General features: G+C 49.8%; 37 protein-coding genes. All 37 read right to left on the bottom strand.

Annotation, left to right across the window (positions count from 1 at the left end; all coding sequences use genetic code 11):
• Positions 1-795: an energy-coupling factor transporter transmembrane component T family protein gene (locus Q6A92_RS12115; protein ID WP_274401877.1), complete on the bottom strand. Its 795-nt coding sequence runs from the start codon at positions 793-795 to the stop codon at positions 1-3.
• Entirely contained in the window at positions 788-1,660 is an 873-nt protein-coding gene (locus Q6A92_RS12110) for an energy-coupling factor transporter ATPase (protein WP_274401876.1), read from the bottom strand. The genes Q6A92_RS12115 and Q6A92_RS12110 overlap by 8 nt, the downstream gene beginning before the upstream one ends.
• Positions 1,636-2,475 carry an energy-coupling factor ABC transporter ATP-binding protein gene (locus tag Q6A92_RS12105; RefSeq protein ID WP_443029727.1) on the bottom strand — a complete coding sequence of 280 codons (840 nt, stop codon included), beginning with the start codon at positions 2,473-2,475 and terminating at the stop codon, positions 1,636-1,638. The genes Q6A92_RS12110 and Q6A92_RS12105 overlap by 25 nt, the downstream gene beginning before the upstream one ends.
• A 302-nt stretch (positions 2,476-2,777) precedes the next feature.
• On the bottom strand, positions 2,778-3,143 hold the full coding sequence (rplQ, locus tag Q6A92_RS12100; RefSeq protein WP_274401875.1) for a 50S ribosomal protein L17: 366 nt from the start codon (positions 3,141-3,143) through the stop codon (positions 2,778-2,780).
• Positions 3,144-3,218: 75 nt separating this feature from the next.
• Entirely contained in the window at positions 3,219-4,163 is a 945-nt protein-coding gene (locus Q6A92_RS12095; protein ID WP_274401874.1) for a DNA-directed RNA polymerase subunit alpha, read from the bottom strand.
• Between the two features lie 163 nt (positions 4,164-4,326).
• Positions 4,327-4,716, bottom strand: a complete 390-nt coding sequence (rpsK, locus tag Q6A92_RS12090) for a 30S ribosomal protein S11 (RefSeq protein WP_188804749.1) — start codon at positions 4,714-4,716, stop codon at positions 4,327-4,329.
• A 20-nt stretch (positions 4,717-4,736) separates the two neighbouring features.
• Positions 4,737-5,102 (bottom strand): 30S ribosomal protein S13, encoded by a 366-nt coding sequence (rpsM, locus tag Q6A92_RS12085; protein ID WP_332238274.1) that lies wholly within the window; start codon positions 5,100-5,102, stop codon positions 4,737-4,739.
• 21 nt (positions 5,103-5,123) lie between these two features.
• Positions 5,124-5,237 (bottom strand): 50S ribosomal protein L36, encoded by a 114-nt coding sequence (rpmJ, locus tag Q6A92_RS12080; RefSeq protein WP_010024581.1) that lies wholly within the window; start codon positions 5,235-5,237, stop codon positions 5,124-5,126.
• Positions 5,238-5,277: 40 nt separating this feature from the next.
• Positions 5,278-5,496, bottom strand: coding sequence for a translation initiation factor IF-1 (gene infA / locus Q6A92_RS12075; RefSeq protein ID WP_010024579.1), 219 nt, complete (start codon positions 5,494-5,496; stop codon positions 5,278-5,280).
• Positions 5,489-5,812 carry a KOW domain-containing RNA-binding protein gene (locus tag Q6A92_RS12070; protein ID WP_274401873.1) on the bottom strand — a complete coding sequence of 108 codons (324 nt, stop codon included), beginning with the start codon at positions 5,810-5,812 and terminating at the stop codon, positions 5,489-5,491. Before Q6A92_RS12070 ends, infA begins: the two co-directional genes overlap by 8 nt.
• A 16-nt stretch (positions 5,813-5,828) precedes the next feature.
• Positions 5,829-6,578, bottom strand: a complete 750-nt coding sequence (gene map / locus Q6A92_RS12065) for a type I methionyl aminopeptidase (protein ID WP_274401872.1) — start codon at positions 6,576-6,578, stop codon at positions 5,829-5,831.
• Positions 6,575-7,228, bottom strand: coding sequence for an adenylate kinase (locus tag Q6A92_RS12060; protein ID WP_274401871.1), 654 nt, complete (start codon positions 7,226-7,228; stop codon positions 6,575-6,577). The genes map and Q6A92_RS12060 overlap by 4 nt, the downstream gene beginning before the upstream one ends.
• A gap of 34 nt (positions 7,229-7,262) precedes the next feature.
• Entirely contained in the window at positions 7,263-8,549 is a 1,287-nt protein-coding gene (secY, locus tag Q6A92_RS12055; protein ID WP_274401870.1) for a preprotein translocase subunit SecY, read from the bottom strand.
• Positions 8,549-8,989 (bottom strand): 50S ribosomal protein L15, encoded by a 441-nt coding sequence (rplO, locus tag Q6A92_RS12050; protein WP_274401869.1) that lies wholly within the window; start codon positions 8,987-8,989, stop codon positions 8,549-8,551. The genes secY and rplO overlap by 1 nt, the downstream gene beginning before the upstream one ends.
• 32 nt (positions 8,990-9,021) lie before the next feature.
• Positions 9,022-9,210, bottom strand: a complete 189-nt coding sequence (gene rpmD / locus Q6A92_RS12045) for a 50S ribosomal protein L30 (RefSeq protein WP_274401868.1) — start codon at positions 9,208-9,210, stop codon at positions 9,022-9,024.
• Positions 9,211-9,222: 12 nt separating this feature from the next.
• Positions 9,223-9,723 (bottom strand): 30S ribosomal protein S5, encoded by a 501-nt coding sequence (rpsE, locus tag Q6A92_RS12040; RefSeq protein WP_274401867.1) that lies wholly within the window; start codon positions 9,721-9,723, stop codon positions 9,223-9,225.
• A gap of 18 nt (positions 9,724-9,741) precedes the next feature.
• Positions 9,742-10,104: a 50S ribosomal protein L18 gene (gene rplR, locus Q6A92_RS12035; protein ID WP_274401866.1), complete on the bottom strand. Its 363-nt coding sequence runs from the start codon at positions 10,102-10,104 to the stop codon at positions 9,742-9,744.
• A gap of 91 nt (positions 10,105-10,195) precedes the next feature.
• Positions 10,196-10,732, bottom strand: a complete 537-nt coding sequence (rplF, locus tag Q6A92_RS12030; protein WP_274401865.1) for a 50S ribosomal protein L6 — start codon at positions 10,730-10,732, stop codon at positions 10,196-10,198.
• Positions 10,733-10,759: 27 nt separating this feature from the next.
• Positions 10,760-11,158: a 30S ribosomal protein S8 gene (gene rpsH, locus Q6A92_RS12025; protein WP_274401864.1), complete on the bottom strand. Its 399-nt coding sequence runs from the start codon at positions 11,156-11,158 to the stop codon at positions 10,760-10,762.
• Between the two features lie 33 nt (positions 11,159-11,191).
• The gene (locus tag Q6A92_RS12020) at positions 11,192-11,377 is read right to left on the bottom strand and encodes a type Z 30S ribosomal protein S14 (RefSeq protein WP_130032512.1); all 186 of its coding nucleotides are present in this window, start codon (positions 11,375-11,377) and stop codon (positions 11,192-11,194) included.
• A 23-nt stretch (positions 11,378-11,400) separates the two neighbouring features.
• The gene (gene rplE / locus Q6A92_RS12015) at positions 11,401-11,940 is read right to left on the bottom strand and encodes a 50S ribosomal protein L5 (protein WP_332238273.1); all 540 of its coding nucleotides are present in this window, start codon (positions 11,938-11,940) and stop codon (positions 11,401-11,403) included.
• Between the two features lie 25 nt (positions 11,941-11,965).
• Positions 11,966-12,286: a 50S ribosomal protein L24 gene (gene rplX / locus Q6A92_RS12010; protein WP_274401893.1), complete on the bottom strand. Its 321-nt coding sequence runs from the start codon at positions 12,284-12,286 to the stop codon at positions 11,966-11,968.
• 45 nt (positions 12,287-12,331) lie between these two features.
• Positions 12,332-12,700, bottom strand: coding sequence for a 50S ribosomal protein L14 (rplN, locus tag Q6A92_RS12005; protein ID WP_274401862.1), 369 nt, complete (start codon positions 12,698-12,700; stop codon positions 12,332-12,334).
• A 43-nt stretch (positions 12,701-12,743) separates the two neighbouring features.
• Positions 12,744-13,016, bottom strand: coding sequence for a 30S ribosomal protein S17 (gene rpsQ, locus Q6A92_RS12000; RefSeq protein ID WP_274401861.1), 273 nt, complete (start codon positions 13,014-13,016; stop codon positions 12,744-12,746).
• A gap of 16 nt (positions 13,017-13,032) precedes the next feature.
• Entirely contained in the window at positions 13,033-13,236 is a 204-nt protein-coding gene (rpmC, locus tag Q6A92_RS11995; RefSeq protein ID WP_274401860.1) for a 50S ribosomal protein L29, read from the bottom strand.
• Positions 13,226-13,660 (bottom strand): 50S ribosomal protein L16, encoded by a 435-nt coding sequence (gene rplP / locus Q6A92_RS11990; RefSeq protein WP_274401859.1) that lies wholly within the window; start codon positions 13,658-13,660, stop codon positions 13,226-13,228. Before rplP ends, rpmC begins: the two co-directional genes overlap by 11 nt.
• Before the next feature lie 2 nt (positions 13,661-13,662).
• Positions 13,663-14,322, bottom strand: a complete 660-nt coding sequence (rpsC, locus tag Q6A92_RS11985; protein WP_274401858.1) for a 30S ribosomal protein S3 — start codon at positions 14,320-14,322, stop codon at positions 13,663-13,665.
• Positions 14,323-14,325: 3 nt separating this feature from the next.
• Positions 14,326-14,667 (bottom strand): 50S ribosomal protein L22, encoded by a 342-nt coding sequence (gene rplV / locus Q6A92_RS11980; RefSeq protein ID WP_274401857.1) that lies wholly within the window; start codon positions 14,665-14,667, stop codon positions 14,326-14,328.
• Between the two features lie 17 nt (positions 14,668-14,684).
• Positions 14,685-14,966: a 30S ribosomal protein S19 gene (gene rpsS / locus Q6A92_RS11975; protein ID WP_274401856.1), complete on the bottom strand. Its 282-nt coding sequence runs from the start codon at positions 14,964-14,966 to the stop codon at positions 14,685-14,687.
• Positions 14,967-15,004: 38 nt separating this feature from the next.
• On the bottom strand, positions 15,005-15,835 hold the full coding sequence (gene rplB, locus Q6A92_RS11970) for a 50S ribosomal protein L2 (protein ID WP_274401855.1): 831 nt from the start codon (positions 15,833-15,835) through the stop codon (positions 15,005-15,007).
• A 28-nt stretch (positions 15,836-15,863) separates the two neighbouring features.
• Positions 15,864-16,154 carry a 50S ribosomal protein L23 gene (gene rplW, locus Q6A92_RS11965; protein WP_274401854.1) on the bottom strand — a complete coding sequence of 97 codons (291 nt, stop codon included), beginning with the start codon at positions 16,152-16,154 and terminating at the stop codon, positions 15,864-15,866.
• Positions 16,154-16,777, bottom strand: coding sequence for a 50S ribosomal protein L4 (gene rplD / locus Q6A92_RS11960; protein ID WP_274401853.1), 624 nt, complete (start codon positions 16,775-16,777; stop codon positions 16,154-16,156). Before rplD ends, rplW begins: the two co-directional genes overlap by 1 nt.
• A gap of 17 nt (positions 16,778-16,794) precedes the next feature.
• The gene (gene rplC / locus Q6A92_RS11955; RefSeq protein ID WP_274401852.1) at positions 16,795-17,433 is read right to left on the bottom strand and encodes a 50S ribosomal protein L3; all 639 of its coding nucleotides are present in this window, start codon (positions 17,431-17,433) and stop codon (positions 16,795-16,797) included.
• Between the two features lie 32 nt (positions 17,434-17,465).
• Positions 17,466-17,774 carry a 30S ribosomal protein S10 gene (gene rpsJ / locus Q6A92_RS11950; RefSeq protein ID WP_274401851.1) on the bottom strand — a complete coding sequence of 103 codons (309 nt, stop codon included), beginning with the start codon at positions 17,772-17,774 and terminating at the stop codon, positions 17,466-17,468.
• A 329-nt stretch (positions 17,775-18,103) separates the two neighbouring features.
• On the bottom strand, positions 18,104-19,291 hold the full coding sequence (gene tuf / locus Q6A92_RS11945; RefSeq protein WP_274401850.1) for an elongation factor Tu: 1,188 nt from the start codon (positions 19,289-19,291) through the stop codon (positions 18,104-18,106).
• A 144-nt stretch (positions 19,292-19,435) separates the two neighbouring features.
• Positions 19,436-21,514: an elongation factor G gene (gene fusA, locus Q6A92_RS11940; RefSeq protein WP_332238272.1), complete on the bottom strand. Its 2,079-nt coding sequence runs from the start codon at positions 21,512-21,514 to the stop codon at positions 19,436-19,438.
• Positions 21,515-21,545: 31 nt separating this feature from the next.
• Entirely contained in the window at positions 21,546-22,016 is a 471-nt protein-coding gene (rpsG, locus tag Q6A92_RS11935) for a 30S ribosomal protein S7 (protein WP_274401848.1), read from the bottom strand.
• Positions 22,017-22,035 lie beyond the last annotated feature (19 nt).

The following is a 22,035-nucleotide window of genomic DNA, read 5'->3' as shown; positions in this document are numbered from 1 at the left end:
CTAGCTTCGTATCATGATCAATAAGGCCGTAAGGAAAGCAAACACGATCAGCAGCAGCGTATCCCGCCAGGTCCAGACCAGCCTGCGAAGCTTTGTACGTCCGATATCGCCGCGATACCCTCTCGCTTCCATCGCCATTGCCAGATCTTCAGCACGTTTGAAAGCACCGACGAACAGCGGGACAAGGAGCGGGACAATAGCTTTCACGCGATTTTTCAGCGAACCGCTTGTAAAATCCGATCCTCTCGCCGCCTGCGCCTTCATGATCTTTTCAGTCTCCTCAAGCAGAGTCGGAATGAATCTCAGTGAGATCGACATCATCAGTGCAAATTCATGAACCGGCAATTTAATTTTTTTCAGAGGTGCGAGCAGCGTTTCCATTCCGTCTGTGATTTCGATCGGGGATGTCGTCAGCGTCAGCAGAGTGGCGACAACAATAATGACCAGAAGACGGATCGAAATAAAAATAGATTGAATGAGTCCATTAAGATAAATGTGCAGCCAGCCCATGCTAAAAAGGAGCGGGCCGCCCGCCGTGAAGAACAGGTTCAGTATAAAGGTCACCAGAACAATGAACAGAATGGATTGCAGCCCCCGGCAAATAAAGCGAAGCGGAACTTTTGAAAAATAAATACCAGCCAGGCAGAAAAGGGTCACCAATCCGTAGGTCTGCCAATTGTCAGCCAGGAAAACAACGACGACAAAGAGTAAGACGCTGACTAGTTTTGAACGCGGATCAAGTTTGTGAACAAAGGATTCCATCGGTACGTACTGACCGATAATCAAGTTAAACATTTTCAGAACCTCCATTCAAAAGCCGCATCACTCTGTCGGCCGTTTCCTGGATGGTAAAAACAGGCGGTATCCGGCCGGCGCCGAATTTCGCAGCTAACTTGTCCAAAAACATCATAGTCTCCGGCACATCGAGCCCTATCTTGCGCAGCTCTTCTTCTCTGGCAAAAACTTTTTCCGGTTTGCCGACCATGACCGGACGGCCGTCAGCCATAACGACGACCTGATCGGAGTAAAGAGCCGCGTCCCCCATGTTGTGGGTGACCATAATCAGCGTCAGGTTGAATTCCTTGTGCAATTTATCAAACAGATGAAGGATTTCCCTTCTCCCCTGCGGATCCAGACCCGCCGTCGGTTCATCCAGAATGATCACCTCAGGATGGATGGCGAGCACGCCGGCGATCGCCACACGCCGCATCTGACCGCCGCTCAAGTCAAACGGGGAACGGTGCCAATACGAAGACGGCAAGCCGACAAGGTTCAGGCTCTCCTCCGCCCGGGTCGTCGCCTCCGCAGCGGATACCCCGAAATTCATCGGTCCGAAGCAAACGTCTTTAATGATCGTTTCTTCGAATAATTGATGCTCCGGATACTGAAAAACAAACCCTACCTTTTCTCTGAGCGCTTTTAAATCCGATTTTTTCCCATCGGCTTCAATCGTCATTTTACCTGCGCTGATCCGGCCTTTGGACGGTTTCAGAAGCCCGTTAATATGCTGGACCAGTGTTGATTTTCCCGAACCCGTCTGTCCGATGATCGAAGTGAAAGATCCTGAAGGGATAAACAGATTCACGTCGTCGATGGCAAGCCGCTCAAAGGGTGTTCTTGGATTATAAACATGTGTCACATGTTCGAGCGTAATGTCCATAGCTCATTCACCAACTCTTCCTGAGATAAAGCGGCATCGGTCAGAGGAATTCCTTTTTCATGCAAAATGTGACCGAGTTTGACGGTAAACGGCAAATCAAGCCCTATTTTTTCCAGAAATTCCGGTGCCTGAAATATGTCGCGCGGGGAGCCTTCACGGACAATTTCTCCCTGATTCATCACGATCATCCGATCGGCATAGACGGCCTCGCTCAGATCATGTGTAATCGACAAAACGGTCAGCCGGCGCTCCCTGTTCAGATAGCGCATCGTCCTGATCATGTCTTTCCGTCCTTCCGGATCGAGCATCGAAGTCGCCTCATCCAGAATGATAATCAGCGGCTGAAGCGCAATAATACCCGCGATGGCAACACGCTGCTTCTGACCGCCGGACAGCCGGTGCGGTTCGCTGTCGGCGAACCGCTCCATTTTAACAAACCGGAGCGCCTCCGAGAGCCGCCTGATCATCTCCTCACGGGGAATGCCGTTATTTTCCATGCCGAAAGCTACATCGTCGCGGACCGTAGCTCCGACAAACTGGTTATCCGGATTTTGGAAGACCATGCCGACCATCCGCCGGATATCCCAGATCGTCTCTTCATTGCTTGTATCAAATCCGCCGATGCGGACTGTACCTTTTTGGGGAACAATCAGGCCGTTCAGGCATTTTGCAAGTGTCGATTTACCGGAACCGTTGTGCCCGATGATCGCCAGCCATTCACCCTTATTCACCGAAAAATTAAGATCATGGAGCACCCATGGCTGATCTTCATTGTAGCGATAATACAGTCCGCCGACTTCAATAATTTTCACCATGATTTTCCACCGCTCCTCTCGGCCCGCCTGTCAGCGTTCTCTATGTATCCCGGAAACACCGCTGTTTCAGTGCTCCCGGCGCCGTTTTCTCTGCAATTTCCCGACCACAGAGATTTGTTTTGCGGGCGGCCTTCATCCGCCCCTTTTCCGCGGATAATCAGGATTCAAAAGACTTTTCCCGGCCGGCGAATCCACCGCCCGGTCATGCATGTGCACATGCATGATGATCAATGCCTGCCTGTGTGAAAAAAGGCAGAAAACCGGCTCGCCAGAACCGTGCTTCTGCCCTTCATCAGAGATACTTATTTGACCAGTTCAATGATCGCCATCTCAGAACCGTCGCCGCGGCGCGGGCCGACTTTCAGTACCCGTGTATATCCGCCCTGACGATCTTCATAGCGTTTCGCTATATCGTCGAACAATTTTTGCAGCGCCTTCTGACCGGATTCCTGATCGGCCACTTCATCGCGAATAAATGCAGCGGCCTGACGACGTGCGTGAAGGTCGCCGCGTTTACCCAGGGTGATCATCTTTTCAACGACGGACCGAAGCGCTTTGGCTTTGGAATGCGTCGTCTGAATCCGTTCATTTATAATTAAATCGGTTGCCAGATCGCGGAACAGGGCTTTCCTCGCAGCCGAATCCCGCCCCAGTTTAACATATGCCATCTACCTGTACCTCCTTTGTACTGTCCTGACTCTTTCTTTTTTGCGCAAAAAAGAAAAATGTTCCATGTCCATTGGCTATTCTTCGACTCTCAGCCCAAGGCCGAGATCATTCAGCTTTTCTTCCACTTCCTCAAGCGACTTGCGACCCAGATTTCTGACCTTCATCATGTCTTCTTCACTTTTCTGAGTGAGTTCCTGAACCGTGTTGATTCCGGCACGCTTCAGACAGTTATAGGAGCGAACCGACAGATCCAGCTCCTCAATCGTCATTTCAAGCACTTTTTCTTTCTGGTCTTCTTCTTTTTCGATCATGATCTCCGCTTTTTGCGCCTGATCGGTTAAACCGACAAAAATATTCAGGTGCTCAGTCAAAATCTTGGCACCGAGCGATACAGCTTCTTCCGGACGAATGCTGCCGTCGGTCCAGACATCAAGCGTCAGTTTGTCATAATTGGCAACCTGGCCGACCCGCGTCTTTTCAACCTGATAGTTTACACGGGAGATCGGTGTATAAATTGAGTCAATCGGAATGACACCGATCGGCAGGTCATCGGACTTGTTTCCCTCAGCAGGGACATACCCGCGTCCTTTTTTGGCCAGCATCCGTACATGAAAATGAGCACCCTTGGCCAGGGTAGCAATTTCCAGATCCGGATTCAGAATTTCTACATCGCTATCATGATTTATGTCGGCGGCTGTCACTTTGCCTTCTCTTTGAACATCGATTTCCAGTGTCTTTTCCTCATCTGAATACAATTTCAATGCCAGTTTCTTGATATTCAGAATAATCGCCGTTACATCTTCTACAACGCCTTCGATGGTGGAAAATTCATGAAGCACAGTATCAAACTGAACTGTTGTAACAGCCGCGCCTGGGAGGGAAGAAAGTAAAATTCGACGCAAAGAATTACCCAGAGTCGTGCCGTACCCACGTTCGAGCGGTTCAACAACAAACTTTCCGTAACTTCCGTCGTCTGCCAATTCAACCGTATCGATCCTTGGCTTTTCGATCTCAATCATCAAACAAGAACCCTCCTTCAAAACGTCAAAACTCCGGTCGACGCCGGCCAAAGTTTCCCGATTAATGCTCCTTAGGGCTTACGGCGTGCTTCTTGCATCGGTATCATCACGTTTATTTTAATAGCATTATAAACAGATTGATTGCGAGCTATACACCCGCAGATCAGACACGACGGCGTTTCGGCGGACGGCAGCCATTGTGGGGAACGGGAGTCACGTCACGGATCGTTGTCACTTCAAGCCCGACTGCCTGCAGAGCACGAATAGCGGCTTCCCGGCCGGCACCCGGTCCCTTGACAGAGACCTCGATCGTCTTCATACCGTTATCCAGCGCGCTTTTCCCGGCTGCTTCAGCTGCGGTCTGCGCGGCGAACGGCGTCGATTTTCTCGAGCCCTTGAATCCGAGACCGCCTGCACTCGCCCAGGAAATCGCGTTGCCATGCGGGTCGGTAATCGTCACAATTGTATTATTAAATGTCGAACGAATATGAGCCACTCCGCTTTCGACATTTCTCTTGATACGGCGCTTGCGCGTACGTTGTTGTTTTGCCATAAATGCTTAACCCTCCTTGCTTATTTCTTTTTATTTGCCATCGTGCGCTTTGGACCTTTGCGTGTGCGCGAATTATTTTTCGTATTCTGTCCGCGGACAGGCAACCCGCGGCGATGCCGGATACCTCTATATGAACCGATTTCGATCAGCCTTTTGATATTCAGAGAAACTTCCCGGCGAAGATCCCCTTCCACGCGATAGTGATCGACGACTTCGCGAATACGTGTCTGTTCTTCTTCAGTCAAATCGCGGACACGTGTATCTTCAGAGACTTTTGCTTCCGCCAGGATCTTCTTGGCCGTCGTCTGTCCGATACCGTATATATAGGTCAGCGAAATAACGACTCGTTTCTCTCTTGGAATGTCAATACCTGCAATACGGGCCATCTGTTAAAACACCTCCTTCTTTCATCCTTGTCTTTGTTTGTGTTTCGGATTTTCACAAATAACCATCACAACACCTTTTCGGCGGACGATCTTGCATTTTTCACACATCTTTTTCACGGATGGTCTTACCTTCATTGTTGAACCCTCCTTATATACACTGCAGAGCATCTCCTGCTCATTTATGCCTGAAAGTTATGCGGCCCCGCGATACATCATACGGCGACAGTTCAACCGTTACTTTGTCTCCGGGCAGAATGCGGATGAAATGCATTCGTATTTTTCCGGATACATGAGCTAAAATTTTATGACCATTTTCCAGCTCGACACGAAACATTGCATTCGGCAGTGGTTCGATAACGGTGCCTTCAACTTCAATGACATCTTCCTTAGCCATCGGCTGACTCACCCTTCCTCTTGTTACTGACTTCTTCATCTAAATAATGCGCGATGGCAAAACGCAGTTTTCCATTTGTCACGCGTCCGGTTTCGCGCAGGCTTTTCTGAACTTCGGCGGACACATATGATTGAAGATCAAGATGGCTGATGTTCTTCTTCTTTGCATTGTCGAATCTGCGTCTGTCTCCATCCGCAATTTCAACGAAACGGCGATCGAGAAGTCGCACAACCACAAAATAAGAGCCGGTTTCTTTCCCTTTCAAAACACGAGCAAGCTGACCGGGAACAGGCAGTGGTGCCTGATCACTTCCCATCAATCATCACCTTCACCTATTGCTTTGTCAAGATCTCATTTCCATTTTCAGTAATCACTAAAGTATGTTCGAAATGAGCACACCTTTTTCCATCCTGTGTCAAAATGGTCCAGCCATCATCCTCGACAATATAGATATTGCGGCTTCCCTCATTAATGAGCGGCTCAATGGCAATAACCATTCCGGGCCTAAGCGTCGGCCCGCGCCCCGGCCTGCCGTAGTTAGGTACATCAGGATCTTCGTGAAGCGCTTGGCCGATGCCGTGGCCGGTCAGCTCACGTACAACGGAAAATCCGCCCGATTCGGCGCAGCCTTGAACCGCATGCGAAATGTTCGTCAGGCGGGCGCCCGGTTTTGCTTCGGCGATTCCCTGATATAATGCCTCTTCTGTCACCTGAAGAAGCCTGCTGTCGGATCCGGATACCCGGCCTACAGGATAAGTCCAGGCGGAGTCTGCGTGAAAGCCGTCATAGCGAGCGCCGAGATCAATACTGATAATGTCTCCGTCCTTCAGAACATAGGAACCGGGAATGCCGTGAGCCAGCTGATTGTTAACAGATGTACAAATACTATTTGAAAACCCGTCATAGCCTTTAAAAGACGGCTCCGCTCCCGCATTTCTTATCGAGCGCTCTGCCAGTGCATCAAGTTCAATCGTCGATACGCCCGGCTCAATCATCCGGCGCAAATCTTCAAGCGCCTGAGCAACGATTCTGCCTGCACATCGAATTTTGGCGATCTCACTCTCGGTTTTCAGCCTGATCATTCGGCGAAAGCTCCCAGTATTGCAGAAACATCCCGAAAAACCGTTTCAATCGGCTGATCGCCGTTCACCGTTTTCAGCAAACCTTTTTCCTGATAAAAAGCAACCAGCGGCTGCTGCTGCTTTATATTGACCTGGAGCCGTTCATGCACTGTTTCTTCACTGTCGTCCGCCCGCTGTTTCAGCGGACCGCCGCATCTGTCGCAGATGCCTGCCTGTTTCGGAGGATTGAATGTCAGATGATAGGTAGCGCCGCAATTGGCACATATTCGACGTCCGGTCAGGCGCGTCAGCAATTTTTTCGGATCGACATGAATATAAAGAACAGCGTCGATTTTATTGTTCATTTCCGTCATCATCGCTTCAAGCGCTTCCGCCTGCTGGACGGTTCTCGGAAAACCGTCCAGCAGAAATCCGTTTTTGCAGTCCGCTTTGGCAAGACGCTCACGGACAATGCCGATCGTCACTTCATCCGGTACAAGAGCGCCCTTATCCATGAAAGCTTTCGCTTGTTTCCCGAGCGCCGTGCCATCCTTAATCGCCTGACGGAACATGTCTCCCGTTGAGATATGCGGAAACCCATAATGGTCGACAATGCGCTCCGCCTGTGTCCCCTTTCCGGCTCCCGGAAGTCCCATCAAAATTAAATTCATGCTACCCCCTCCAGATTCTCTTGCCGTAATCAAATTATCTTTTTATAAAACCCTGATAATTTTTTCTCACCAATTGACCTTCAATACGTTTCATCGTATCCAAAGCAACACCGACAACGATCAGAAGACTGGTACCGCCGATTTGAGCACTCGTCGGCAAGTTGCCGAGCTGACCGAAAACAATCGGAAGCAATGAGATCGCCGCCAAAAAAATCGCGCCCAGAAAGGTCAGACGGTACAAAATCTTGGTGATATACTTCTCCGTATTCTTGCCTGGGCGGATTCCCGGAATGTACCCGCCCTGTTCCCCAAGATTTTTCGCCATTTTCTCCGGATTGACCTGCACAAACGTATAAAAATAGGTGAAAGCGATAATCAGAGCCGCATAGATAACCATTCCATAGACCGTTGAGTAATCAAAGATGCGTTCTACCCAAGTTGTGACAGCATTACTATGGAAGAAACGGGCAATAGTCGGCGGTGTAATCATCAGCGAGATGGCAAAGATGACCGGAATGACTCCGGCTGCATTCACCTTGATCGGCAGATGCGTCGGCTCGACGCTGTACGTTTTCGTTCCGATCGTTCTTTTCGCATACTGAATCGGAATTTTCCGTACCCCTTGCTGTACAAAAATCGTTCCAACGACAATCACCAGCACGACCGCAATCATGGCAAGCAAACTAAGAATTTCCATAAATGTATTGGTCGCGGAAGCGAAACGCTGGGCATAAATCTGATTGATTGCCGTCGGGATCCGTGCCACAATTCCTGCAAAAATAATGATCGAAATTCCGTTTCCGACGCCATAAGCCGTAATTTGATCGCCGAGCCACATAAGGAACGCCGTGCCGGCGGTCAGCACCGATGCAATAATGAGGTAGGTCCAGATGTCCGGATTGACGACCAGCCCGGGAAAATTCTGATCAAATCCATAGGAAAGACCTAACGCTTCGATAAATCCAAGTACTATCGTTCCATACCGAGTCAGCTGATTCAGTTTTCTTCTTCCCATTTCTCCCTGTTTCGACCACTCAGTCAATTTAGGGACAACATCCATCTGCAAAAGCTGAACGATAATGGATGCAGTGATATAGGGCATGACACCCATCGAAATGATCGAGAAATTCTGCAACGCCCCGCCGCCAAAGGTGTTGAACAAACCAAAGGCGCTGGAATCGCTAATGTTAATCAGACTGCTGTTGATGCCGGGAACGGGAATGAATGTCCCGATTCGAAACACAATAAGCATCAGCAGCGTAAATATGATCTTTCGACGTATTTCAGCCTCTCGCCACATACTTGAAAGTACTTGAAACATCAAATCACCTCAACGTTTCCGCCAGCAGCTTCAATTGCCTCTTTGGCAGAAGCAGAAAATTTTTGCGCTTTGACGGTCAGTTTCGTTTCAAGTTTGCCCGTACCCAGAATCTTGATGCCGTCATTCAGTTTTCTGACGACGCGCGTTTCAAGCAAGAGTTCCGGTGTGATTTCCGTTCCGTTTTCAAAACGATTCAATTTATCAAGATTGACAATTGAATAAACCTTGCGGGTCGGATTCTTGAATCCCCTTTTCGGCAACGTCTGCAGCAAAGGCAGTTGTCCGCCTTCAAAACCAGGACGGACATTACCGCCTGAACGGGCCTTCTGTCCCTTTTGTCCTCGGCCGGACGTTTTGCCAAGTCCGGAACCATATCCGCGGCCGACTCTTTTTCTGCTGAAACGGGAACCTTCGGCCGGTTTTAATTCATGGAGTTTCATCTTGGCACCTCCTTGTTCTCAATATTTTTCCATTAATCGTCCAGTTCATGAACCGTCAGCAGATGGGAGACTTTCCGGATCATACCGCGAATAGCGGGATTGTCTTCCTGAATGACTGTCTGATAGGTTTTTCTAAGACCAAGCGTTCTTACCGTCACCCGTTGTGATTCAGGACGGCCGATTACACTGTGCTTGAGGGTGATTTCCAATTTTTTCGCCATTTTGCTCCCCCCTTATCCCAACAGTTCTTCAACAGATTTTCCGCGAAGTTTGGCAACATGTTCGGCACGTTTCAGGCTTTTCAGGCCTTCGACGGTTGCACGGACCATATTGATCGGGTTGTTCGACCCGAGCGATTTCGAAAGAATGTCTCCCAGTCCCGAAAGCTCAAGTACGGCACGGACAGGCCCGCCCGCAATGATTCCGGTACCTTCTGAAGCAGGCTTCAAGAGTACGCTTCCGGCCCCGGAATGTCCGACGACCTGATGCGGAATCGTTGTATTGACAATCGGTACGTTAAATACATTCTTCTTCGCGTCTTCAATCGCTTTACGGATCGCTTCCGGCACTTCATGGGCCTTTCCCTGTCCGAAACCGACATTGCCCTTCTTATCGCCGACAACAACCAATGCGGCGAAACGGAAGCGACGTCCGCCTTTTACTACTTTTGCGACACGGTTGATCGTCACGACGCGTTCTTCAAATTCTGATTTGTTGCGTTCATTGTTAGCCATGGATTCCCCTCCTTGTAATTAGAATTTAAGTCCGGCTTCTCGTGCGCCGTCAGCAAGAGCTTTGACGCGCCCATGATAGAGATAGCCGCTCCGATCAAAAACGACGGTTTCAATGCCCTTCTCCAGAGCACGCTGACCGATCAGTTCACCGATTTTTTTCGCAGCTTCAACATCGCTGCCTTTTTCGAGATCAAATGCTTTGTCGACCGTTGAAGAAGAAGCAAGCGTCACGCCCTTGCTGTCATCGATTAACTGAGCATATATATTCTTGGATGATCGAAAAACATTTAAACGTGGGCGTTCTGCCGTCCCCACGACACGGCGGCGAACATGCAGATGCCTCTTTTTGCGAATAGCATTTTTATCCTTTTTGGTAATCATGCACTATCGCTCCTTTCTTCTTATCATTTGTGAACCGCAAAACCGGCGGCGCGGCAAGCGAAATCATGCAGCCTCCGCAAAACGGCTGAACTTACTTACCTGTTTTGCCCTCTTTACGGCGAACATGTTCGCCTTCATAGCGGATACCCTTGCCCTTATAAGGTTCAGGTGAGCGAACCGAGCGGATGTTTGCTGCAACTTCGCCGACACGTTGTTTGTCAATGCCGCTTACGATTACTTTGTTGTTGCCTTCCACATTGATTTCGATACCCTGTTCCGGAACAATTTCCACAGGATGGGAATAACCGACATTCAGGATCAGATTTTTACCCTGTTTGTTTGCTCGATAACCGACACCGACAAGCTCAAGGTTCTTTGTATATCCCTTGGTTACCCCTTCAACCATATTGCTGATCAGGCTGCTGGTTGTTCCGTGCAGAGCGCGATGCTGATTAGAATCATCAGGTCTGGCGACTCTGATTTCATTATTTTCATGCTTAATGATCATGTCCGGGTGAAAGCTGTGCGATAATTCACCCTTAGGTCCTTTGACCGTCACTTTCTGACCGTCAATCGTGACCGTCACGCCATCAGGAATGACTGTCGGCCGTAAACCAATACGAGACATGGGAACACCTCCATTCTTGTTTCCAGATTACCAAACGTAGGCAAGTACTTCTCCGCCAACCCGCTGCTGACGGGCTTCCTTATCCGTAATGATTCCCTTTGATGTCGAGACAATAGCAATGCCCAGACCGCCCAGGACCTTCGGAACTTCATCCGCTTTGGCATAAACGCGCAGTCCCGGTTTGCTGATTCTCTTCAGCCCTGAAATCACGCGCTCTTTATTGCCGCCGTATTTCAGGAACAAACGGAGCACGCCCTGCTTGTTGTCTTCCACATATTCAACATCTTTTATAAACCCTTCACGTTTCAGAATTTCGGCGATTTCTCTCTTGACTCTGGAACCGGGCAGCTCAATTTGTTCGTGCCGAACAACGTTTGCGTTACGAATACGGGTCAGCATATCTGCAATAGGATCTGTCATGACCATGCAAATCGACCTCCTTCCCTATTACCTATTATTTTACCAGCTGGATTTCTTGACGCCGGGAATCTGTCCCTTATACGCGAGCTCACGGAAGCAAATTCTGCATAATTTAAATTTCCTGAGAACCGAATGAGGACGTCCGCAGCGTTCGCAGCGTGTGTATTCCTGCACTTTGAATTTTTTCGGTCGATGTGCGGATACAAGCATTGATTTTTTTGCCAAGGTTCATACCTCCTTTTCGATTATTATTTTGCAAACGGCATGCCAAGCAATGTCAGCAAAGCCGATGCCTCTTCGTCGCTTTTTGCCGATGTGACAATGACAATATCCATGCCGCGCACTTTGTCGATTTTATCGTAATCAATTTCCGGGAAAATCAACTGTTCACGAATGCCCAGTGTATAATTCCCGCGGCCGTCGAATGCCTTCTTTGAAATGCCGCGGAAATCGCGAACCCGAGGCAGGGCTACGGCGATCAGTTTATCCAGGAAATCATACATACGATCTTTTCGGAGTGTTACTTTTGCACCGATCGGCACACCTTCGCGCAGCTTAAAAGCGGCGATGGACTTCTTTGCACGAGTGATGACAGGCTTCTGCCCCGACAATGCAGTCAGATCTTCGACCGCGCTGTCCAGAACCTTGGAATTGTGAACAGCTTCGCCCACGCCCATGTTAATAACGACCTTCTTGATTTCTGGGACCTGCATGACTGATGTATAGTTAAATTTATCAGTTAAAGCAGGGACAACTTCTTTTTCGTATTTTTCTTTGAAACAGCCCATGCTTTTACCTCCTTTCAGAGACGTCTTATTTATCTATTTTATCTATAACTTCGCCTGTTTTTTTAGAAACACGTACTTTCTTTCCGTCTACTATTTTGTGGCCTACCCGTGTCGGCTTATTTGTTGTTGGATCAAGCAGCATAACATTTGATACGTGAATCGGTGCCTCGCGTTCCAGAATCCCGCCCTGAGGGCTCGCCTGATTCGGTTTTGAGTGTTTCTTCACGATGTTGACGCCTTCGACAACCACGCGTTCCTTTGCCGGATAAGCCGCGAGAATCACACCCTGCTTGCCCTTGTCTTTGCCGGAAATCACCTGAACCTTATCGCCTTTCTTCACATGCAGTTTCGCCATGTTAAGTGCCACCTCCTTTTCCCTGACCATTCATATTTACAGTACTTCCGGTGCCAGCGATACAATTTTCATAAACTGGTTGTCACGCAGTTCACGGGCAACGGGCCCGAAAATTCGTGTTCCGCGCGGGCTCTTGTCATCGCGGATTAGAACGACTGCATTCTCGTCAAAACGAATGTAGGAACCGTCCGAACGCCTGACACCCTGCTTTGTGCGGACAACGACCGCTCTAACCACTTCGCCCTTCTTAACAACGCCACCTGGTGTGGCTTGTTTGACCGAAGCAACAATCACGTCGCCGATATTCGCTGTCTTGCGGCCGGATCCTCCCAGAACCTTAATGGTCAGGACTTCGCGGGCGCCTGAATTATCGGCGACTTTCAAACGGCTTTCCTGTTGAATCATTAAAATGCGACCTCCCTTCGATCTCCGGTATGAAGCCGAAAGATCAGATGATGACGGATTCTTCTACGATTTTCACAAGACGAAAACGTTTATCCTTCGAAAGCGGGCGAGTCTCTATGATTTCAACGATATCGCCGACTTTTGCCTGATTTTTTTCATCATGTGTCTTGAATTTTTTCGAATATTTTACATGCTTGCCGTAGAGCCGGTGATTCTTGGATGTCTCAACAAGAACGGTAATGGTTTTGTCCATTTTATCCGAGACGACGCGTCCGACCAGGACTTTGCGGCCATTTTTGCGTGTTTCTTCTGCCATTCAGATAACCTCCTTCTCAGCCGTTTTGAACATTCAGTTCACGTTCACGCAAAATCGTTTTCGCACGGGCAATGGATTTCCGGACCTCACGGATGCGGGCGGGGTTCTCTAATTGTCCGGTAGCGAGCTGAAAACGCAGATTAAATAATTCTTCTTTCAGAGACTTAACGTTCTCTTCAACCTCAGCAGTGGTCAACTTGCGAATTTCTTCAGCCTTCATTTGCGTCACCACCCACTTCTTCGCGTTTCACGATCTTCGTTTTTATCGGCAGTTTATGGCCCGCAAGTCTCAGTGCCTCATGCGCCACTTCTTCGGGAATGCCGGCGACTTCAAACAGCACACGGCCCGGTTTTACAACAGCCACCCAGCCTTCAGGAGCGCCTTTCCCGGAACCCATGCGGACATCAAGCGGTTTCTTTGTATATGATTTCTGAGGAAAAATCTTGATCCAGACTTTCCCGCCTCGTTTCATAAAACGTGTCATGGCAATACGTGCCGCTTCGATCTGACGGCTGGTAATCCAGGCGGATTCAAGAGCCTGAAGCCCGTATTCGCCAAAAGTCACTGTCGCGCCGGCCTTTGTCTTGCCGCGCATTCTGCCGCGATGCTGTCTGCGATATTTTACACGTTTTGGCATTAACATAATTATCTGCCTCCTTCCTTATTGTTCGTTCCCTTCGTCGGGAGGACCTCTCCGCGGTAAATCCATACTTTAACGCCGATCTTGCCGTAAGTCGTATCTGCTTCCGCAGTTCCGTAATCAATGTCAGCCCGCAAAGTATGCAGCGGAACGGTGCCTTCACTGTAGTCTTCCGTCCGTGCCATATCGGCCCCGCCCAGACGGCCGGCCACCTGCGTCTTGATACCCTTTGCGCCGGCTCTCATCGCTCTCTGCAGCGTCTGCTTTTGAGCGCGTCTCCAGGAAATCCGGCTTTCCAGCTGGCGTGCGATGTTTTCCGCCACCAGTTTGGCATCAAGATCGGCCTGTTTGATCTCGAAAATATTGACATGAACGCGTTTCCCCGTCAGGTTATTGAGGGCTTTTCTCAATTCCTCTACTTCGGATCCGCCCTTTCCGATGACCATACCGGGTTTTGCCGTTTTTATCGTGATGTTGATCCGATTGGCCGCCCGTTCCAGTTCAATGGATGAAACCGCCGCATCTTTCAGTCTGTTCTCGACATATTTTCGGATTCTGATGTCTTCATGAAGATATTCCGCATAGTTTTTATCGGCATACCATTTGGATTCCCAATCGCGAATGATTCCGATTCTGAATCCTATTGGATTGATTTTCTGACCCACGCATTATCCCTCCTTTTTTTCAGATACGATGATCGTTATATGGCTTGTGCGTTTGTTGATCTTGCTCGCCCGTCCCTGAGCGCGCGGGCGAAAACGCTTGAGCGTTGCCCCTTCGTCCACAAACGCTTTTTCGACATACAGGTCTTCTCTGTCCATATCATAGTTATGTTCCGCATTGGCAATCGCGGATTTCAACACTTTTTCAATAATCGGCGATGCGGCTCTTTGCGTGTTTTTAAGTACGGCGATCGCGTAACCGACATCTTTGCCCCTGATAAGATCGATAACAAGACGCGCCTTACGAGGAGCAATCCGAATTTGTCTGGCAATAGCTTTGACTTGCATCACAGTTCCTCCTTTCGTTAGCGGGCGCTTGTTTTCTTATCGGAAGACGCATGTCCGCGATACGTTCTTGTCGGGGCGAATTCGCCAAGTTTGTGCCCCACCATGTCTTCCGTAATGTAAACCGGTACATGCTTGCGGCCGTCATAGACAGCAATGGTATGGCCGATAAATTCAGGGAAAATGGTTGAACGGCGCGACCAGGTCTTAATGACTCGTTTTTCGTCTTTTTCATTTAAAGCAACAACTTTTGTCATCAGATGATCATCGACAAATGGTCCTTTTTTCAGGCTGCGGCTCAATGGTAGGCCTCCTTCCAAAATAATGTATCTATCCACAATTATTTTTTGCGATGTCTGATAATAAACTGTTCAGAAGCGTTCTTCTTCTTGCGTGTTTTGTAACCCATTGTCGGCTTGCCCCATGGCGACATCGGCGACTTACGTCCGACAGGCGCCTTGCCTTCGCCACCGCCGTGCGGGTGATCGTTCGGGTTCATGACGGAACCGCGGACCGTCGGACGGATACCTTGCCAGCGCGTGCGGCCCGCCTTGCCTATGGATACAAGCTCGTGCTCCAGATTTCCGACCTGACCGATCGTAGCCCGGCACGTTTCCAAAATCATCCGCACTTCTCCGGATACCAGACGGACAAGAACGTACTTGCCTTCTTTGCCCAGAATCTGGGCCGAGGTGCCTGCCGAGCGTACAAGCTGGCCGCCTTTGCCCGGTTTCAGCTCAATGTTGTGAACCGTCGTCCCGACCGGAATATTTTTCAGCGGAAGTGCATTGCCGGCCTTGATGTCGGCACCGGCGCCGGACATGATTTCCGTTCCGACCTGAATGCCTTTCGGAGCGATAATGTATCGCTTTTCTCCGTCTGCATAGTGCACGAGTGCAATATTTGCCGTACGGTTAGGGTCATATTCGACCGTCGCGATCCGGCCCGGGATGCCGTCCTTATCGCGTTTGAAATCAATGATGCGGTACTGGCGCTTATGACCGCCGCCCTGATGGCGCACCGTCAGTTTGCCCTGATTGTTGCGGCCGGCTTGCTTGGGCAACGCTTTAAGCAACGACTTTTCCGGCTTGTTTGTTGTAATTTCAGCGAAATCCAGCGAGCTCATGTTTCTGCGGCCGTTGGACGTCGGTTTGTACTTTTTAAGTGGCACGGTTATTGACCTCCTTCTTTAATGATGCTCATTCGCCGTCGAAGAAATTAAGTTCCTTGCTTTCAGGCGTCAAAGTGACGATCGCTTTCTTTCTTCTGGCGGTATAGCCTGAATAGCGGCCGTACCGTTTCGGCTTGCCTTTTACGTTCATCGTATTGACTTTAACGACTTTCACATCGAAAATGGCCTCGACGGCCCGTCTGATTTCAGACTTATTAGCCCGAAGATCAACGTCAAACGTATATTTCTTGTCAGCCATCAGATCGGTTGTCCGCTCAGTCAGTACGGGGCGCTTAATGATATCGCGCGGATCCTTCATTATCCAAGCACCTCCCCAAGCTTTTCGGCAGCTTCCTTTGTGACAATCAGTTTGTTGTAGCCGACAACGTCCAGGACATTGACCTCAGGAACCGTCAGAACCTTTACATCCGGAATATTGCGTGAAGACAGGGCTACCGTTTCATCATAATCACCTGTAACAAACAATGCCTTCTCTGATACTGAAAGATTCTTTAATACGGAAACAAATTCTTTTGTTTTCGGTGCTTCCAAAGAGAGACTGTCCAGCACGATTACATCATTGTCGCCGACTTTGCCGGACAATGCCGAACGGATCGCCAGGCGGCGCACTTTCTTTGGAAGCTTATAGCCGTAGCTGCGCGGCGTCGGGCCGAACACGGTACCGCCGCCGACCCACTGAGGAGAACGTATCGAACCCTGGCGGGCACGGCCGGTTCCCTTCTGCCGCCATGGTTTGCGGCCGCCGCCGCGTACAGCCGAACGATTTTTCACAGCATGTGTCCCTTGACGCTGTGAAGCCTGCTGCATAACAATTGCCTGATACAAAACATGTTCATTAGGTTCAATGCCGAAAACGGCATCGGCCAATTCCACGTCTCCCACTTCGGCACCTTTTTGATTAAATACGGTTAATTTTGGCATGGAAGCGTCCTCCTTTCTTATTTAGCTTCTTCTGCTTTTACAGCAGTTTTTATGGTGATATAGCTTTTCTTTGCACCCGGTACATTGCCCTGGATAAGAATCAGTTTGCGTTCCGTATCCACTTTGGCAACCACAAGGTTCTGGACCGTGACCGTTTCTCCGCCCATGCGGCCGGCCAGGATCTTGCCTTTAAAAGTACGGGCAGGATCGATAACGCCCATTGAACCGGGACGGCGATGATAACGGGAGCCGTGGCTCATCGGACCGCGCGACTGATTGTTGCGCTTAATCGGGCCCTGAAATCCCTTCCCTTTGGATGTCCCGGTAACATCGATGACATCTCCTGCCTTAAATGTGTCAGCTGTGATTTCCTGGCCGGGTTCATACTCGCCAAGATTTACACCACGGATTTCCTTCATGAAGCGCTTAGGTTCCGCCTTTGCTTTGTCCGCGTGGCCTTTAGCCGGCTTCGTTATCAGCGATGCTTTCAAGTTGTCAAAGCCAAGCTGCACGGCTTCGTATCCGTCCGTTTCAACGGTCTTCTTCTGAAGAACGACATTGCCGGACACGTCGACAACCGTTACAGGGATCACATCGCCGTTTTCAGCGAAAATCTGCGTCATGCCGATTTTTTTGCCTAAGATTCCTTTGGTCATCCGTAACACCTCCTAATAATCGTGAATTTTATTTATAGCTTGATCTCAATGTCTACACCCGAAGGAAGATCCAGCCTCATCAGCGAATCAACCGTTTGCGGTGTCGGCTCAACAATATCAACTAAACGTTTGTGTGTGCGCATTTCGAATTGTTCACGTGAATCCTTGTATTTGTGTACCGCACGCAAAATCGTATAGACCGACTTTTCGGTAGGAAGCGGAATCGGCCCCGATACCTTGGCCCCCGAGCGTCTTGCCGTTTCCACGATTTTTTCGGCAGACTGATCCAGAATACGATGATCATATGCTTTCAGACGAATGCGAATCTTTTGCTTTGCCATGTTACATTCCCTCCTTTTTTCGTCCATTTTTTAAAAACAGACTTGCTCCACGGAAATATCCGTCTAACCCGCCTTGGCAAAGGAGCCGGGTGTATCCGCAACCTTCCGCATCATTGCTGCAAACCAACCCCACTATTATACATGATTGAAAGGCACAAGGCAAGGCGCACATCTCTTTTTTTATCTATGACTGTTTCAGTATCGGACGTTTCCGTGCACTAAAAAGAGACCGTTCCGGGAAGAGCCATGAATCGGTGAATCTTTATGCAACAAAAAAAGGCCTCTCATCAGTCGATCCCTCGACCTTGAGACGCCCCTTTAGTGCTCTGTCATTCAACGATTTCTGAAACAGATCCGGCGCCGACGGTACGGCCGCCTTCACGGATCGAGAACTTCGTGCCCTGTTCGATAGCGATCGGGGCAAGCAGTTCAACATCCATTGTAACATTGTCGCCCGGCATAACCATTTCGGTACCTTCCGGCAGTGTAATCGTTCCGGTAACGTCGGTTGTTCTGAAATAGAACTGTGGACGGTAGTTGGAGAAGAACGGAGTATGACGGCCGCCTTCTTCTTTCTTCAGGACATAAACCTGTGCCTTGAATTTCTTATGCGCGGTAACCGTACCCGGTTTGATCAGTACCTGACCGCGTTCAACGCCGTCACGATCGATGCCGCGCAGCAGAGCGCCGATGTTGTCGCCGGCTTCGGCATAGTCCAGAGTCTTGCGGAACATTTCAACGCCCGTAACCGTGCTCTTCTTAGGTGCATCCGTCAAACCCAGGATTTCAACTTCATCGCCGATTTTCACCGTGCCGCGTTCAACGCGTCCGGTTGCAACCGTACCGCGGCCGGTGATTGAGAAGACGTCTTCGACCGGCATCATGAATGGCTTGTCATTTTCACGAACAGGAGTCGGAATGTAATTGTCGACTGCATCCATTAATTCAAGGATGTGTTTTTCCTCTTCAGGATCGCCCTGCAAGGCTTTTAATGCCGAGCCCTTAATAACCGGTACTTCGTCGCCCGGATAGTCATATTCAGTGAGCAGATCGCGCACTTCCATTTCAACCAGTTCAAGGAGCTCCGGATCGTCAACCTGGTCTGTCTTGTTCAGGAAAACGATGATTGCAGGAACGCCGACCTGATGAGCAAGAAGAATGTGTTCGCGTGTCTGAGGCATCGGGCCGTCGACCGCCGATACAACGAGAATCGCACCGTCCATCTGGGCAGCGCCGGTGATCATGTTCTTGACATAGTCGGCGTGACCTGGGCAGTCAACGTGTGCATAGTGGCGGCTGTCCGTTTCATATTCAACGTGGGCCGTCGAAATCGTGATTCCGCGTTCGCGCTCTTCCGGAGCGCCGTCAATGGTATCGTACGCACGGGCCTCCGCTTTGCCCTGCTTTGCCAGAACAGTTGTAATCGCAGCAGTCAAAGTCGTTTTCCCGTGGTCGACGTGACCGATTGTGCCAATGTTAACATGCGGTTTTGTGCGTTCATAATGTGCTTTAGCCATGGAATGTATATCCTCCTTTAATTCAAAGCAAATTTTTTAATTTATATGCAGTAAGGAATCCGGCATGGAATACGCCTTCGTCCTTAGCTTACAATAAAACAAAAGTTGTGACAATCATGTATGCCGATCAATGAATTCCGTTCGTTATTCACCGGTAGCCTTTTTAATAATCGCTTCGCTGACGCTCTTCGGAACTTGTTCGTAATGATCGAATTGCATTGTGAACGTTCCGCGTCCCTGCGTACCCGAACGAAGAGTCGTGGCATAGCCGAACATTTCTGCCAGCGGCACGTGGGCACTGACAACCTGGGCACCGGCACGCGCCTCCATGCCGTCGACACGTCCGCGGCGGCTCGTTATGTCACCCATAATATCGCCTAAGTATTCCTCAGGCATACTGACCTCTACCTTCATAATCGGTTCAAGGATCACCGGAGCACACATATTTTTTGCCGCTTTAAGCGACATGGACGCTGCGATTTTGAAGGCCATTTCACTGGAATCGACATCGTGATAGGAGCCGTCGACAAGGCTCGCTTTAATATCGATCAGCGGATAGCCGGCAAGCAGGCCGTTCGGCAACGCTTCTTTCAGTCCTGTCTCAACCGCCGGGATGTATTCGCGGGGAACGACACCGCCGACGATCTTGTTTTCAAACACAAAACCGCTGCCTTCCTGAAGCGGTTCAAATTCGATCCAGACGTGGCCGTACTGGCCGCGGCCGCCTGACTGGCGGATAAACTTGCCTTCCGCTCTGCCTGCTTTCGTGAGCGTCTCACGATAAGCGACTTGCGGAGCGCCGACATTGGCATCCACTTTGAACTCGCGGCGCAGACGATCGACAATGATATCCAGATGAAGTTCTCCCATGCCGCCGATAATCGTCTGGCCCGTTTCTTCATCCGTTCTTGTCTTAAAGGTAGGATCCTCTTCCGCAAGTTTTGCCAAAGCGATGCCCATCTTATCCTGATCGGCTTTCGATTTCGGTTCAATGGCAACGTGAATAACCGGATCGGGGAATTCCATCGATTCAAGAACAATCAGATGATCCTCATCGCAAAGCGTATCTCCGGTCGTCGTATTTTTCAAACCGACTGCCGCCGCAATGTCGCCGGAGTAAACTTTCTTGATTTCACTGCGGTGATTGGCGTGCATCAGCAAAATACGGCCAAGACGTTCACGCGTATCCTTCGTCGAGTTCTGAACATAAGATCCGGCTTCAGCCGTCCCTGAGTATACACGGAAGAAAGTCAGTTTGCCGACAAAGGGGTCGGTCATGACTTTGAATGCCAGTGCCGCAAACGGAGCGCTGTCATCCGCCGCACGTTCGACCTCTTCTCCGGAATCCGGCAGCGTGCCCTTGATCGGCGGCACGTCAAGCGGAGACGGCAGATAATCGATCACTGCGTCCAGCACGTGCTGCACGCCCTTATTTTTGAACGCCGTTCCGCACAGTACAGGATAGAACTTGACGGCACAGGTTGCTTTGCGGATCGCCGCCTTCAGTTCCTCCACGGTTATTTCATCGCCGTTCAGGTACTTTTCCATGATGTCGTCATCAACATCGGCAACCGCTTCAATTAATTTGTCATGGTACTCTTCCGCCTGCTCCTTGTACTCATCCGGAATCTCTTCGGCATCGACAATCGATCCGAGATCGTCCTCATAAATGAATGCCTGCATGCCGACCAGATCGATCTCGCCTTTGTAATTGTCTTCCGATCCCATCGGAAGCTGGATCGGGTGAGCATTTGCCTGCAGACGTTCATGCAACGTTTTACATGAATACAGGAAATCGGCACCGATTTTGTCCATCTTGTTGACAAACACGATTCTCGGGACACCATAAGTCGTTGCCTGACGCCAGACCGTTTCTGTCTGCGGTTCGACACCGGACTGTGCATCGAGCACCGTTACGGCTCCGTCAAGCACACGGAGCGAGCGTTCGACTTCAACGGTGAAATCCACATGCCCCGGGGTGTCGATGATGTTGATCCGATGATTTTTCCATTGAGCGGTTGTCGCGGCCGATGTGATCGTAATGCCGCGTTCCTTTTCCTGCTCCATCCAGTCCATCTGTGAAGCCCCCTCATGGGTTTCACCGATTTTATGGATACGGCCGGAGTAAAAAAGGATGCGTTCGGTCGTTGTTGTTTTGCCGGCATCAATGTGTGCCATAATTCCGATATTGCGCGTTTTCTCCAAGGAGAAATCCCTCGCCATGGTTTTCGCTCCTTCCTGTTTTTTGCCGATATTACCAGCGATAATGAGCAAAAGCCTTGTTGGCTTCCGCCATTTTATGCATATCTTCGCGCTTCTTTACCGATGCGCCGGTGTTATTGGAAGCATCGATGATTTCATTGGCTAATTTCTCAATCATCGTTTTCTCACCGCGCAATCTCGCATAATTTACAAGATAGCGCAGGCCTAAAGTCGTCCGGCGTTCCGGACGGACTTCAACCGGGACCTGATAGTTGGAACCTCCGACACGGCGTGCCTTGACTTCGAGAACAGGCATGACGTTCTTGAGCGCCTGTTCAAACACTTCCATAGGTTCCTGGTTTGTACGTTCCTTGATTAAATCAAAAGATTGATAAAGGATGGTCTGGGCCTTTCCCCTCTTTCCGTCCTTCATGATACGATTGATCAGACGGGTGACCAGCTTTGAATTATACAGCGGATCAGGCAGAACATCCCGTCTTTCAACTGGGCCTTTTCTAGGCATGAAAATTCCTCCTTCCCGT

Source organism: Sporolactobacillus sp. KGMB 08714 (assembly GCF_036598985.1).
In the GTDB taxonomy this organism is placed as follows: Bacteria; Bacillota; Bacilli; order Bacillales; family Sporolactobacillaceae; genus Sporolactobacillus.
The sequence above is the reverse complement of the archived record's forward strand: the minus strand, read 5'-3'. Positions and strand labels throughout refer to the sequence as shown.

Coding starts and splice junctions, on each gene's coding strand:
- Q6A92_RS12115 (WP_274401877.1), bottom strand. CDS start 795: ATGTTTAACTTGATTATCGGTCAGTACGTACCGATGGAATCCTTTGTT.
- Q6A92_RS12110 (WP_274401876.1), bottom strand. CDS start 1,660: ATGGACATTACGCTCGAACATGTGACACATGTTTATAATCCAAGAACA.
- Q6A92_RS12105 (WP_443029727.1), bottom strand. CDS start 2,475: ATGGTGAAAATTATTGAAGTCGGCGGACTGTATTATCGCTACAATGAA.
- rplQ (WP_274401875.1), bottom strand. CDS start 3,143: ATGGCATATGTTAAACTGGGGCGGGATTCGGCTGCGAGGAAAGCCCTG.
- Q6A92_RS12095 (WP_274401874.1), bottom strand. CDS start 4,163: ATGATTGAGATCGAAAAGCCAAGGATCGATACGGTTGAATTGGCAGAC.
- rpsK (WP_188804749.1), bottom strand. CDS start 4,716: ATGGCAAAACAACAACGTACGCGCAAGCGCCGTATCAAGAGAAATGTC.
- rpsM (WP_332238274.1), bottom strand. CDS start 5,102: ATGGCCCGTATTGCAGGTATTGACATTCCAAGAGAGAAACGAGTCGTT.
- rpmJ (WP_010024581.1), bottom strand. CDS start 5,237: ATGAAGGTAAGACCATCCGTGAAAAAGATGTGTGAAAAATGCAAGATC.
- infA (WP_010024579.1), bottom strand. CDS start 5,496: ATGGCTAAGGAAGATGTCATTGAAGTTGAAGGCACCGTTATCGAACCA.
- Q6A92_RS12070 (WP_274401873.1), bottom strand. CDS start 5,812: ATGGGAAGTGATCAGGCACCACTGCCTGTTCCCGGTCAGCTTGCTCGT.
- map (WP_274401872.1), bottom strand. CDS start 6,578: ATGATCAGGCTGAAAACCGAGAGTGAGATCGCCAAAATTCGATGTGCA.
- Q6A92_RS12060 (WP_274401871.1), bottom strand. CDS start 7,228: ATGAATTTAATTTTGATGGGACTTCCGGGAGCCGGAAAGGGGACACAG.
- secY (WP_274401870.1), bottom strand. CDS start 8,549: ATGTTTCAAGTACTTTCAAGTATGTGGCGAGAGGCTGAAATACGTCGA.
- rplO (WP_274401869.1), bottom strand. CDS start 8,989: ATGAAACTCCATGAATTAAAACCGGCCGAAGGTTCCCGTTTCAGCAGA.
- rpmD (WP_274401868.1), bottom strand. CDS start 9,210: ATGGCGAAAAAATTGGAAATCACCCTCAAGCACAGTGTAATCGGCCGT.
- rpsE (WP_274401867.1), bottom strand. CDS start 9,723: ATGGCTAACAATGAACGCAACAAATCAGAATTTGAAGAACGCGTCGTG.
- rplR (WP_274401866.1), bottom strand. CDS start 10,104: ATGATTACCAAAAAGGATAAAAATGCTATTCGCAAAAAGAGGCATCTG.
- rplF (WP_274401865.1), bottom strand. CDS start 10,732: ATGTCTCGTATTGGTTTACGGCCGACAGTCATTCCTGATGGCGTGACG.
- rpsH (WP_274401864.1), bottom strand. CDS start 11,158: ATGGTCATGACAGATCCTATTGCAGATATGCTGACCCGTATTCGTAAC.
- rplE (WP_332238273.1), bottom strand. CDS start 11,940: ATGGGCTGTTTCAAAGAAAAATACGAAAAAGAAGTTGTCCCTGCTTTA.
- rplN (WP_274401862.1), bottom strand. CDS start 12,700: ATGATTCAACAGGAAAGCCGTTTGAAAGTCGCCGATAATTCAGGCGCC.
- rpsQ (WP_274401861.1), bottom strand. CDS start 13,016: ATGGCAGAAGAAACACGCAAAAATGGCCGCAAAGTCCTGGTCGGACGC.
- rpmC (WP_274401860.1), bottom strand. CDS start 13,236: ATGAAGGCTGAAGAAATTCGCAAGTTGACCACTGCTGAGGTTGAAGAG.
- rplP (WP_274401859.1), bottom strand. CDS start 13,660: ATGTTAATGCCAAAACGTGTAAAATATCGCAGACAGCATCGCGGCAGA.
- rplV (WP_274401857.1), bottom strand. CDS start 14,667: ATGCAAGTCAAAGCTATTGCCAGACAAATTCGGATTGCTCCTCGTAAG.
- rplW (WP_274401854.1), bottom strand. CDS start 16,154: ATGAAGGATCCGCGCGATATCATTAAGCGCCCCGTACTGACTGAGCGG.
- rplD (WP_274401853.1), bottom strand. CDS start 16,777: ATGCCAAAATTAACCGTATTTAATCAAAAAGGTGCCGAAGTGGGAGAC.
- rplC (WP_274401852.1), bottom strand. CDS start 17,433: ATGACCAAAGGAATCTTAGGCAAAAAAATCGGCATGACGCAGATTTTC.
- rpsJ (WP_274401851.1), bottom strand. CDS start 17,774: ATGGCAAAGCAAAAGATTCGCATTCGTCTGAAAGCATATGATCATCGT.
- tuf (WP_274401850.1), bottom strand. CDS start 19,291: ATGGCTAAAGCACATTATGAACGCACAAAACCGCATGTTAACATTGGC.
- fusA (WP_332238272.1), bottom strand. CDS start 21,514: ATGGCGAGGGATTTCTCCTTGGAGAAAACGCGCAATATCGGAATTATG.
- rpsG (WP_274401848.1), bottom strand. CDS start 22,016: ATGCCTAGAAAAGGCCCAGTTGAAAGACGGGATGTTCTGCCTGATCCG.